Origin of the sequence: Amycolatopsis sp. cmx-4-83, assembly GCF_046548815.1 — a bacterium.
In the GTDB taxonomy this organism is placed as follows: domain Bacteria; phylum Actinomycetota; class Actinomycetes; order Mycobacteriales; family Pseudonocardiaceae; genus Amycolatopsis; species Amycolatopsis pretoriensis_A.
Genome location: NZ_JAEBEF010000006.1, coordinates 616,230 through 627,159, shown reverse-complemented (window position 1 = coordinate 627,159; position 10,930 = coordinate 616,230). Strand labels below are relative to the sequence as shown.

At 71.9% G+C, this 10,930-nt stretch carries 11 protein-coding genes; 3 read left to right on the top strand and 8 right to left on the bottom strand.

The annotated features are described in order from the left end of the window. Positions 1 to 102 precede the first annotated feature (102 nt). From ACLJQM_RS21580 to ACLJQM_RS21565, 4 genes are all read right to left on the bottom strand, one after another. Positions 103 to 2,157 (bottom strand): M3 family metallopeptidase, encoded by a 2,055-nt coding sequence (locus ACLJQM_RS21580; protein ID WP_410632547.1) that lies wholly within the window; start codon positions 2,155 to 2,157, stop codon positions 103 to 105. 93 nt (positions 2,158 to 2,250) lie between these two features. Continuing rightward, on the bottom strand, positions 2,251 to 2,970 hold the full coding sequence (locus ACLJQM_RS21575; protein ID WP_360782415.1) for a histidine phosphatase family protein: 720 nt from the start codon (positions 2,968 to 2,970) through the stop codon (positions 2,251 to 2,253). Positions 2,971 to 3,021: 51 nt separating this feature from the next. After that, complete coding sequence (locus ACLJQM_RS21570; protein ID WP_247023393.1) at positions 3,022 to 3,864, bottom strand: undecaprenyl-diphosphate phosphatase; 843 nt, start codon at positions 3,862 to 3,864, stop codon at positions 3,022 to 3,024. Position 3,865: 1 nt separating this feature from the next. Then, a complete protein-coding gene (locus ACLJQM_RS21565) occupies positions 3,866 to 4,903 on the bottom strand; it encodes an LLM class F420-dependent oxidoreductase (protein WP_410632546.1) in 1,038 nt (345 codons plus the stop codon). An 87-nt stretch (positions 4,904 to 4,990) separates the two neighbouring features. Between ACLJQM_RS21565 and ACLJQM_RS21560 the strand changes: the two genes are divergently transcribed. The 3 genes from ACLJQM_RS21560 (at position 4,991) to ACLJQM_RS21550 (ending at position 7,285) form a co-directional block, all read left to right on the top strand. Next, entirely contained in the window at positions 4,991 to 5,959 is a 969-nt protein-coding gene (locus ACLJQM_RS21560) for an aldo/keto reductase (RefSeq protein WP_360782411.1), read from the top strand. Between the two features lie 91 nt (positions 5,960 to 6,050). Beyond that, positions 6,051 to 7,064 (top strand): YncE family protein, encoded by a 1,014-nt coding sequence (locus ACLJQM_RS21555; protein WP_410632545.1) that lies wholly within the window; start codon positions 6,051 to 6,053, stop codon positions 7,062 to 7,064. Beyond that, complete coding sequence (locus tag ACLJQM_RS21550; protein WP_247023397.1) at positions 7,061 to 7,285, top strand: DUF5703 family protein; 225 nt, start codon at positions 7,061 to 7,063, stop codon at positions 7,283 to 7,285. The genes ACLJQM_RS21555 and ACLJQM_RS21550 overlap by 4 nt, the downstream gene beginning before the upstream one ends. On the opposite strand, the gene ACLJQM_RS21545 is transcribed toward ACLJQM_RS21550, so the two are convergent. From ACLJQM_RS21545 to ACLJQM_RS21530, 4 genes are read right to left on the bottom strand one after another with little or no spacing between them, the layout of a single operon-like run. Beyond that, positions 7,282 to 8,004 carry an SRPBCC family protein gene (locus tag ACLJQM_RS21545; protein ID WP_410632544.1) on the bottom strand — a complete coding sequence of 241 codons (723 nt, stop codon included), beginning with the start codon at positions 8,002 to 8,004 and terminating at the stop codon, positions 7,282 to 7,284. The genes ACLJQM_RS21550 and ACLJQM_RS21545 overlap by 4 nt on opposite strands. Beyond that, complete coding sequence (locus ACLJQM_RS21540) at positions 7,994 to 8,593, bottom strand: winged helix-turn-helix domain-containing protein (RefSeq protein ID WP_247023399.1); 600 nt, start codon at positions 8,591 to 8,593, stop codon at positions 7,994 to 7,996. The genes ACLJQM_RS21545 and ACLJQM_RS21540 overlap by 11 nt, the downstream gene beginning before the upstream one ends. A gap of 32 nt (positions 8,594 to 8,625) precedes the next feature. Then, complete coding sequence (locus ACLJQM_RS21535) at positions 8,626 to 9,519, bottom strand: alpha/beta fold hydrolase (RefSeq protein WP_410632543.1); 894 nt, start codon at positions 9,517 to 9,519, stop codon at positions 8,626 to 8,628. Then, entirely contained in the window at positions 9,519 to 10,841 is a 1,323-nt protein-coding gene (locus ACLJQM_RS21530) for a M20/M25/M40 family metallo-hydrolase (protein WP_410632542.1), read from the bottom strand. Before ACLJQM_RS21530 ends, ACLJQM_RS21535 begins: the two co-directional genes overlap by 1 nt. Positions 10,842 to 10,930 lie beyond the last annotated feature (89 nt).

Here is a 10,930-nt window from a genome sequence, read left to right as displayed (position 1 = left end):
CAACTTCCCTCGTCGTTGCTCTTTTCGCGATGTTGGAAAAGCACTGCAGGACTAGTTTTTCAAAACTGGCCCCACAGTATAGGACGTTATACAGTTGAAGAGTCAGACTCCGCCGAGACCGCGGCGGGCGAGCAGCGGCTCGATCTCCGGGTCGCGGCCGCGGAACGCCCGGAAGGCGTCCATCGGGTCGATGCTGCCGCCCCGGCCCAGCAGGGTGCGGCGGAAGTGGTCGCCGTTCTCGCGGGTCAGTCCCCCGCTCTCGCGGAACCACTGGACGGTGTCGGCGTCGAGGACTTCGCTCCAGATGTAGGAGTAGTACCCGGCGCTGTAGCCGCCGCTGAAGATGTGCGCGAAGTAGGTCGTGCGGTAGCGCGGCGGGATCGCCTCGACGGCCACGCCGGCCTTCACGAGCGCGTCGGTCTCGAACCGCTGCACCTCCCCCACCCGGTCGTCGACGCCGAGGCCGTGCCAGGCCTGGTCGAGCAGCGACGCCGCGAGGTACTCGGTGGTGGCGAAGCCTTCGCCGTACTGCTGGGCGGCGAGGAGCTTGTCGACCTGCTCCTGCGGCAGGGCTTCGCCCGTCTCGTGGTGCTTGGCGTAGTTGGCCAGCACCTCCGGCCACAGCATCCACATCTCGTTGACCTGGGACGGGTATTCGACGAAGTCGCGCGGGACGTTGGTGCCGGAGAACGTCGGGTAGCGGACCGACGAGACCAGCGCGTGCAGGGCGTGGCCGAACTCGTGGAACGCCGTGACGACCTCGTCGAAGGTCAGCAGGGTCGGCTCCCCCGCCGGCGGCTTGCCGACGTTGAGGACGTTCACCACGACCGTCTTGCGGTCCAGCAGCTGCGACTGGTCGACGAAGGTGTTCATCCAGGCGCCGCCGCGCTTGGCGTCGCGGGCGTAGAGGTCGAGCAGGTACAGGCCGAGCGCGGTGCCGTCGGCGTCGAAGACCTCGAAGGTCCGGACCTCCGGGTGGTACTTCGGGAGGTCGTGCCGCTCGGTGATGGTCAGGCCATAGAGCTTGCTCGCGGCGAAGAAGACACCGTCGAGGTAGACGCGGTCGGCCTCGAAGTACGGCCGCAGGGCCTCGGTGTCGACGTCGAAGCGCTCACGGCGGACCTGGGCGGCGTAGAAGGGCCAGTCCGACGGCCGCAGCTTCGCGCCCGGCACGTCGGCTTCCAGCAGCTGCTGCAGCTCCGCGGCTTCGGCGCGGGCGTTCGCGACCGCGGCGGGCGCCAGCCGCTCGAGGAGCCCGGCCGCGGCTTCCGCCGTCTTGGCCGTCTCGTCGGCGATGACGTACGCCGCGTGGTTCGGGTAGCCCAGCAACGCGGCGCGCTCGGCGCGGAGGTGGACGATCTCGGCGACGACGCCGTTGTTGTCGAAGTCGTTGCCGCCGTTGCCCCGCGCCATCGACGCGGCGTGGATCCGCTCGCGGACGTCGCGGTCGCGCAGCGTTTCCAGCGGCGAGGCCTGGCTCGTCGGCAGGGTCAGCGGGATGACGTACTTGCCGTCCTCGCCGCGGGCGGCCGCCGCCTCGGCCGCGGTGGCGATCGCGCCCTCGCCGAACCCGGCCAGCTCCGCCCGGTCCCCGATGACGACGGCGAGCTCGTTGGTGTCCTTCAGCAGGTTCTGCTGGAACTTCGTCTGCAGCGTGGACAGCTGCGCGTTCAGCTCCCGCAGCCGGGCCTGCTCGGTCTCGCCGAGCCCGGCGCCGGCGCGGCTGAAGTCCAGGTGCCGTCGCTCGAGCAGCCGCCGCGACTCCCCGTCCAGGCCGAGCTCGTCCCGCTTCGCGTGCAGGACGTCGATGCGGGCGAACAGCTTCGGGTTCAGGTGGATCGCGTCGTGGTGGGCCGCCAGCTTGGGTGCGAACTCCGCCTGGATGGCCTGGATCTCGTCGGTGCTGTTGGAGCCGGACAGGTTGTAGAACACACTCGCCACGCGGCTCAGCAGCTCGCCCGCGCGCTCGAGGGCGACGACGGTGTTGTCGAACGTCGGCTCGGCGTCCTGCGCCGCGATCTGCTCGATCTCCGCGGCGTGCTCGGCCAGCCCGGCCTCGAACGCGGGCCGGTAGTGCTCGTCGGCAATCCGGTCGAAGGGCGGCAGGGCGTAGGGCAGCTCGCTGGGTGCGGCGAACGGGTTGTCCGGCGAAATCATCGGCGCAGGCTCCTGGTCGGGTGGGGCACTCGGTCCCGCCACCCTACGTGTTCCGCCGTCGCCGATGTCAGCGCTTTCCGGAGGTGGCCAAGCTCACGGCCCGGTGGTACCACCGACGACGGCGTCGCTGCTCGACGCGGCCTTTTTGCCCCGTTTCGGCTTGCGTTCCGGCTTCGGTTCCGGCGGCACGATGCCGCGCAGATCGCCCCCGTGGTCGTTGACCCGCATGACGAACGGCCGCGTCTCGGTGTAGCGCACGACCGAGATGGACGCCGGGTCTACGACGATCCGCTGGAAGGCGTCGAGGTGCTGCCCGAGCGCGTCGGCGAGGATGGACTTGATCACGTCCCCGTGGCTGCACAGGAGCCACACGGCGTGGTCACCGTGCTCGGCGGTGATCCGCCGGTCGTGCGCCCGCACGGCGGCGACCGAGCGCGCCTGCATCTGCGCTAGGCCCTCACCACCGGGGAAGACCGCGGCCGAAGCGTGCGCCTGCACGACCCGCCACAGCGGTTCCTTCGCCAGGTGCTTGAGCTCCTTGCCGGTCCAGTCGCCGTAGTCCACTTCGGATAGCCCGGGCTCGACGGTCTTCCCGAGGCTCCGGGCGGCGGCGAGCGGGCCGACGGTCTGCTTGCACCGCAGCATCGGCGAGACGACGAGCGCGGAAAGCGGCACCCCGTCGAGCCGTTCGACGAGCTTCTCCGCCTGGGCGCGGCCGGTGTCGTCGAGGTTCACCTTCGGGGAGCGCCCGGCGAGGATGCCGGAACCGTTGGCCGTCGACTTGCCGTGCCGGAGGAGGATCACCGTACTCACGGGACCCACCCTACGTGGGGGCCGATCACCCGGCCCCCACGCGGGCGCCGCTCAGTGGCCGACCGGGCCCGCGTTCGGGTCCAAGGCGCCGGTGAAGATCAGCACGAACAGCAGCACGCCCAGCGCCAGCCGGTACACCACGAACGGCACGAAGCTGCGCTTCTTGATGTAGGCCATCAGCCACGCGATCACGATGTACCCCACACCGAACGCCACCAGCGTCGCCAGGATCGTCGGGCCCCACTGGGCCGGTACCTCGCCCGAGCCGATGTCCTTCAGCTTGTACACGCCCGACCCGAACACCGCCGGCAGCGCCAGCAGGAACGAGTACTCCGCCGCCTCCGCGCGGGTGTAGCCCAGCAGCAGGCCCGCGCTCGTCGTGCCGCCCGAGCGGGACACGCCCGGGATCAGCGCGAGCGCCTGGGCGAAGCCGAAGCCGAGGCCGTGCGGGACCGTCAGGTGGTCGAGCGTGCGCTCCTGCTTCCCGATCCGGTCGGCGAGCAGCAGGATCAGGCCGAACACGATCAGCACGCTCGCCGTGATCCGCAGGTCGCGGAACGCGCTGTCGATCTGGTCCTGCAGCAGCAGGCCCAGCACCACGATCGGCAGCGAGCCGACGATGATCAGCCAGCCCAGGCGGGCGTCCGGGTCGCGCCGCCACTCCGGCTTGGTCAGCGAGAAGAACCAGGCCCGCAGGATCTTCCCGATCTTCGGACCGAAGTAGATGATCACCGCCAGCTCGGTGCCGATCTGGGTGACCGCCGTGAACGCCGCGCCCGGGTCGTCCCAGCCGGCCAGTGCCGCGACGATGCGCAGGTGCGCGCTCGACGAGATCGGCAGGAACTCGGTCAGGCCCTGGACCAGGCCCAGCACCAGTGCTTCGAACCAGCCCACGTCACGCCACCCCCGCCAGCTCGAGCGCCTCGGCGGCGGTGCGCAGCGCAGCGGCCGGCTCCGGGGTGAACGGCGACACCGACAGGGTCGTCACGCCGGCTTCGGCGTATTGGGTCATCTTCTCCGCGATCCGTTCCTTCGGTCCCAGCAGCGACGTCGCGTCGAGGAACTCCAGCGGCACCGCCGCCATCGCCCCCGCCCGGTCGCCGTCCAGGTACTTGTCCTGCACCTCCGCGGCTTCGGCCGCGAAGCCCATCCGGCAAGCCAGCCGGTTGTAGAAGTTCTTCTCCTTGCTCCCCATCCCGCCCAGGTAGAGGGCCGCGTAGCCGCGCACGGCGTCCGCGCACACCCGCCAGTCCTCGCCCGGCACCAGCGGCACCGTCGGGACGACGTCGAAACCCTCCAGCCTGCGCCCGGCCCGCTCGGCGCCGGCCCGGATCCGGTCCAGCTGCTCCCCCGCGTGCGCCGGCGAGAAGAACACCGGCAGCCAGCCGTCGGCGAGCTCGCCGGTCAGCTCCAGGTTCTTCGGGCCGATCGCGGCCAGGTAGAGCGGGAGGTGCTTGCGCGCCGGGCGGACGGTCAGCCGCAGCGCCTTCCCCGGACCGTCCGGCAGCGGCAGCGTGAAGTGCTCGCCCTCGAACTTCAGGCGCTCACGCCGCAGCGCCGACCGCACGATCGCCGTGTACTCCCGGGTGCGCTCCAGCGGCGAATCGAACCGCACGCCGTGCCAGCCCTCCGACACCTGCGGGCCGGACACGCCGAGGCCGAGCCGGAACCGGCCGCCCGAGAGCGTGTCCAGTGTCGCGGCCGTCATCGCGGTCATCGCCGGCGTCCGCGCCGGGATCTGCAGCACGGCGGCGCCGACGTCGATCCGGGACGTCCGCGCCGCGATCCACGTGAGCACCGTCACCGCGTCCGAGCCGTAGGCCTCCGCCGCCCACACGACGGCGTAGCCGAGGTCGTCCGCCTGTTTCGCCAGGGCCAGGTTCGCGGGGTCGTTCCCCGCTCCCCAGTAGCCGAGATTGAGTCCGAGTCGCACGGGGCCGAACCCTAACGGGGGCCCTCCGCCGCGACACGACTCACCTTGGTCAGGTTCGCCGGGGCCCGCCCACTAGGCTCGGCGGTCGTGGAAAAGCGACTGCTCGGCCGCTCGGGACTGCGTGTCTCGCGGATGGCGCTCGGCACCATGACCTGGGGTGGCGACACCGACGCGGAGGAAGCGGCCAGCCAGCTGGTCGCCTTCGTCGACGCCGGCGGCACCCTGGTGGACACCGCCGACATCTACGGCGAAGGCGAAAGCGAGCGGGTGCTCGGCTCCCTGCTCGGCGACCTCGTCCCCCGCGAAGACGTCGTCATCGCGACGAAGGCGGTCGCCAAGCGCACCGACGGCCCGTTCGGCGGCGGCGCCTCCCGCGGCGCCCTGCTCACCGCGCTCGACGGCTCGCTCAAGCGGCTCGGCACCGACCACATCGACCTGTGGCAGCTGCACGCCTGGGACGGCTGCGTGCCCCTCGCCGAGACCCTCTCCGCCCTCGAATACGCCGTGACCAGCGGAAAGGTCCGCTACGTCGGCGTCTCGAACTACGCGGGCTGGCAGCTGGCCACGGCCGCCGCGACCGCATCGGCGGTCGCCCCGATCGTCTCCACCCAGGTCGAGTACTCGCTGCTGGAACGCGGCGTCGACCGCGAAGTCGTCCCCGCCGCCGACCACCACGGCATCGGGCTGCTGCCCTGGGCGCCGCTCGGCCGCGGCGTGCTGACCGGCAAGTACCGCACCGGCACCCCCGCCGACTCGCGCGGCGCGAACAGCGCGTACGCCGGCTACGTCGAGCACCACCGCACCGACCGCGCCGCCCGGATCGTGCAGGCGGTCGCCACCGCCGCCGACGGGCTGGGCACCTCGCCGCTGGCCGTCGCGCTGGCCTGGGTCCGCGACCGGCCGGGTGTCGTCGCCCCGGTCGTCGGCGCGCGGGACACCGGTCAGCTCACCGGTTCGCTGACCGCCGAAGCCATCACCCTGCCGCCCGCCATCCGGTCCGCGCTCGACGACGTCAGCGCGATCGAAGCCGGCTACCCCGAGCGCTGGCCGCGGTAGGTGTCTGTTGGGTGACACGGACGTGACGGCAAGGGGATCGAGGAGCATGCTGGTGAAGACCATCCGCCGAGGAACAACCGGAGGCCACAGCGTGGGTCGGCTCACCGCCGTGTCGTGGATCGCGCTGCCGCTCGCCGGTGCCCTGGTGCTCTCGGGGTGTTCGTCGGCGCAGTCGACCGGTGACGAGCTGCAGATCGTGGCGAACCCGCAGGCCGCGCGCCCGGCCGTGTCCCCCGCGGTGAGCGTGAAGCCCGCCGGGCAGGTGCTGCCCGGCGGCGCTGTTTCCGCCTTGGCCGTCGACGCGAAGACCTCGACCCTCGTCGTGGCGCTTTCCGAGCCGCCGTCCTTGCGGCTCTACGACCTGAACGCGCTCGCGTCCGCCCCGGTGAATATGCCGTTATACGGCAAGGCGGAGAAGCTGACCGTGACGCCGGGCCGGGTGGAGATCGCCGAGCCGGGTGCGGGCGTGGTGCAGCAGCTGACCCTGCCCGACCGGAAGCTGACCGAGACGAAGACCGGCGGGAAACCGGCGTCGAGCATCGCGTTCGGCGCGGACCGGCTGGTCGCGATGGGCGACGGCAAGGACATCCGGGTGCTCCCCGCGAGCGGCCCGGCGCGGACGATCGGCGGGCAGCTCTACAGCGCCGACGACGTCGTCGACACCGGCGACGGCGTGGTGGTGCTGGACCGGCTGCGGACGGCGGTGTTCTCGGTCGACGTCGCGGCGGGCAAGGTCGACGAGGGCCTGCGGGCGGGCGACGGTGCCGCGAACGCCGTGGCGGACTCCTACGGGCGGGTGCTGGTGACGGACGTGCGGGCGGGTGCCCTGCTGGCGTTCTCGGCGGGCCCGCTGATCCTGCGGCAGCGCTACCCGGTGCCGGGCGGCGCGTACGGGATCGCCTACGACGCGAAGCGGAGCCTGGCCTGGGTGACGCTGACCGAACGCAACGAAGTGGCCGGGTTCGACGTCCGCGGCGGCGAACCCGTGGAGAAGTACCGGTTCCCCACCGTGCGCCAGCCGGACTCGGTCGGGGTGGACGAGAGCAGCGGCCGCGTGCTCGTCGGCTCGGCCGCCGGAGAAGGGACCCAGGTGATCCAGCCATGACGACGGTCAGCGAGGCGGTGGTCGAAGGGGATTGGGAGTACCGCCGCCTGCACCTCCCCCCGGGCGTGTCCCGGCGCGCGGCGGCGATCCAGCTCTCCATCCACGCGGAGTTCGCGGGCTGGGAACTGCGCACCGTGCGGCTCTACGCCGACGGGACGCGCAGGGTCTGGTTGCGCCGGAAGAAGACCAAGGAAAGCTTGCCGGGCGGGCTCCCGACCTAGCCGAACACCCGGTTCAGCCACGCGGTCCAGGTCTTCTCCTCCACCTCGGCGTCCGCGCCCGGGGTGAAGACGTGGTGCGCCGCGACCATGGGGCCGTGGAAGCCCTTCATGAAGCGGAGCATCGCGTCCGGGGTCCGGATCCCGACCGTCTGGTCGTTGGCCACGTAGACGACACCGCCGAGGGAGACCCGGTCGCCCACCGCGGGTCGTGCGGACAGCCCCAGCGCCCGGCCGAGCCGGGTCCACGCCTCGGCCCAGTCCCCCACCGGCGGGCCGAACGCCGTCACCGGGACCGCCGTGCGGCCGGCGAAGTGCGTGACGTACTCGACCAGCGTGCGGAAGAAGAGCGCGCCGCCCGCGCTCATCGCCTCGAACTCGTCCTCCCAGTCGTCGCCCGGCAGGAAGCCGCTGGTGACGCAGCGGACGACCGAACTCCCGCCGTCGCGGCCTTCGACCAGGAACTCGTAGGCGATCTTCCGCCCGTCCGGCGCCGGGTCGCTGCCGTAGACGAGCTTCTCCAGCGGGTCCCATTCGCGGATCCGGTACTCGGGCCGGTACCCGCCGAACGCGCCGCGGACCACGCCGCCGGTGCCGCCCTCGACCTCGTTGCGGCCCATGAACCACGAGTCGATGCCCGGGCCGGTGGCGATCGCGTCCCACACCTGCTCCGGCGTCGCGTCGACCTCGGCGACGTCGGTCAGCTCGAACTCACGCCCCACTGGCGGTCTCCTCCGGGATGCTCGGGTGGACGGCGACGACCACCCGGTAACCGCGGCCCTTCTCGGCCGCCTCGTCGTGGTACTTCCCCACCAGCGTGGTGATCGCCGTGGTCAGCTCCTCGGCGAACGCGGCCCGGTCGGCGGGCGAGGCGAAGCGCACCTCGCCGTCGAGCGCGAAGGTCGCGACCCGTTGCTTCGCCTTGGCCGCGCCGGTGATGAGCAGGCCGACGTCGCGCACCAGGCGCCCGGCCACCGCGAGCAGCCACCGGGCCGAGAGCCGGTCGGGTGACTGCGCGGGGTCGGGCTGCACCGCGGCGAGCGCGGCCGGCGAGATCACGTAGGACGCCGCCGTCGCCCGCATCATCCGCTCGGTGACGTTGCCCTTGCGCCGCTCCTCGACCAGCTCCACCAGGCCGTGCGACTCCAGCGCCCGCAGGTGGTAGTTGACCTTCTGGCGCGGCAGGTCCACGCGCGCGGCGAGCATCGTCGCGGACGCGGGTTCGGCCAGCTCGGCCAGCAGCCGCGCGCGGATCGGGTCCAGCGACACCTCGGCCGCGGCCGGGTCTTCGATCACCGCCACGGAGAACATGCGCCCAGCATCGCGGCCGAACAGAGAAGTTGTCAAGAAATCTCGTCTTGTCGGTGGACGGCGTTGACGAGGGCGACCACCCGCGGCAGCACCTGCGCCGCCGCTTCCAAGGGGACGACGTGCCCGACGCCCGGCAGCACCACGGCGGTCCCGTCGTCGAGCCCGCCGGCCCACTGCTCGACGTCGGACGCCCGCACGATCCGGTCCCGCTCCCCCACGATCGCCGTCACCGGCACGCCGCCGACATGCGCCAGCGCCGCGTCGCGCGCGTAGGCGTCGAGGGCCGGGCGGAAGAGCGACACGGTGTGCGGCCAGTTGCCGCGGATCATCTTCACGGTCAGCTCGACCAGCTCCGGGTCGGGGTCGTCGCCGAAGAGCCACCAGCGCAGGCCCGCGCTGACCGCCCGGCTGGTGCGCTCGCGCACGACCCCGAACAGCTTCGAACCGAGCACCGCTTCGAGGTCGCGCGCCAGTTTCCCCAGCGCGCTGGGCCAGGCCGCCGACACCTCGGTGGCCAGTGTCCCCGACGACGTCGCCAGCAGCACCAGGCCGGACACGCGGGCGGCGAACAGCGCCGGGTGCCGCTGCGACAGCGACATGATCGCCAGGCCGCCCATGTCGTGCCCGACGAGCACCACCCGGCCGCCGGGCACTTCGCGCCTGAGCAGCTCGGCGAGGTCGTCGCCCAGCTGCGCCATGGTCGCGGTGCCGCGCCGCGCCCGCCCCGAACCGCCGTGGCCGCGCTGGTCGTAGGTCAGCACGGCCACCGGCCCCTCGGCCGCGTCCGGGACGAGCGGTGCGATCCGGCCCCAGCTGCGCTGGTCGAGCGCGTAGCCGTGGACGAACACCGCGGTCACCGGCGCGGCCGGGTCGCCCCTGCGGATGACCTGCAGTGGCGTACCGTCGGCGAGCGCGAAGCCGGTCATCAGGACGTGCGCAGGAACCGGTCCAGCACGCGGGTGCCGAACTTCAGCGCCTCGACCGGGACCCGCTCGTCGACGCCGTGGAAGAGCGCCGAGAAGTCGAGGTCCGCGGGCAGCTTCAGCGGCGCGAAGCCGAAGTTGCGGATGCCGAGCTGCTGGAACGACTTGGCGTCGGTGCCGCCGGAGAGCATGTACGGCAGCGTCTTCGCACCCGGGTCCTCGGCCAGCACCGCGGCGGTCATCGCGTCGACGAGCGCGCCGTCGAACGTCGTCTCGACCGGCGGCAGCTCCATCCACTCCTTCTCGATGTCCGGGCCGAGCAGCTCGTCGAGCTCCCGGTCGAAGGCGTCGAGCCGGCCCGGCAGGATCCGGCAGTCGACCGCGGCTTCGGCGACCGACGGGATGACGTTCGACTTGTACCCGGCGGTGAGCATGGTCGGGTTGGCGGTGTCGCGCAGGGTCGCGCCGATCATCCGCGAGATGTTGCCCAGCTTGGCGACCGAACCTTCGAGGTCGTCCTCCGGGAAGTCCCAGCCGGTGATCTCGGTGACGCCGGCGAGGAACTCCTTCACCGAGTCGGTCAGCACGAGCGGGAAGCGGTGGTTGCCAAGCTTCGCGACGGCCTCGGCGAGCTTGGTGACGGCGTTGTCGCGGTGGATCATCGAGCCGTGCCCGGCGGTGCCGCGCACGCGCAGCTTCATCCAGCGGATGCCCTTCTCCGCCGTCTCGATCAGGTAGGCGCGGACGTCGTCCTTGAGCGTGATCGAGAAGCCGCCGACCTCGCTGATCGCCTCGGTGACGCCTTCGAACAGCTCGGGCCGGTTCTCGACCAGCCACTGCGCGCCGTACTTGCCGCCGGCTTCTTCGTCGGCGAGGAAGGCGAAGACGAGGTCGCGCGGCGGCACGACGCCGTTCATCTTGTAGTGCCGGGCCAGCGCGAGCGCCATCCCGCACATGTCCTTCATGTCGACCGCGCCGCGGCCCCAGACGTAGTCGTCCTGGATCGCGCCGGAGAAGGGGTGGACCGACCACTCCGACGGGTCCGCGGGGACCGCGTCGAGGTGCCCGTGGATCAGCAACGCGCCCCGGCCCGGGTCGGCGCCTTCGAGCCGGACGAAGACGTTGTGCCGGTTCTTCCCGCCCGATTCGACGTAGGTGATCTCGTAGCCGGCGTCGGTGAGCTTCTCCGCGACGTACTCGGCCGCCGTCCGCTCGCCGACCAGCGTGTCGGGGTCCCCGGTGTTGGTGGTGTCGATGCGGATGAGTTCGCTGGTCAGCGTGACGGCTTCGGCCGCGGCGGCTTCGATGGTGTTCGGTTCGGTCACCGGCCATTCCTATCACCCGGCTGACCGGGTGCGCTGGCTGCGCGCCGAGGTCACACGTCCGGCGAGATGCTTCCACGTGCTGGAGCCGG

Coding starts and splice junctions, on each gene's coding strand:
- ACLJQM_RS21580 (WP_410632547.1), bottom strand. CDS start 2,157: ATGATTTCGCCGGACAACCCGTTCGCCGCACCCAGCGAGCTGCCCTAC.
- ACLJQM_RS21550 (WP_247023397.1), top strand. CDS start 7,061: ATGACGACGGTCAGCGAGGCGGTGGTCGAAGGGGATTGGGAGTACCGC.
- ACLJQM_RS21540 (WP_247023399.1), bottom strand. CDS start 8,593: ATGTTCTCCGTGGCGGTGATCGAAGACCCGGCCGCGGCCGAGGTGTCG.
- ACLJQM_RS21535 (WP_410632543.1), bottom strand. CDS start 9,519: ATGACCGGCTTCGCGCTCGCCGACGGTACGCCACTGCAGGTCATCCGC.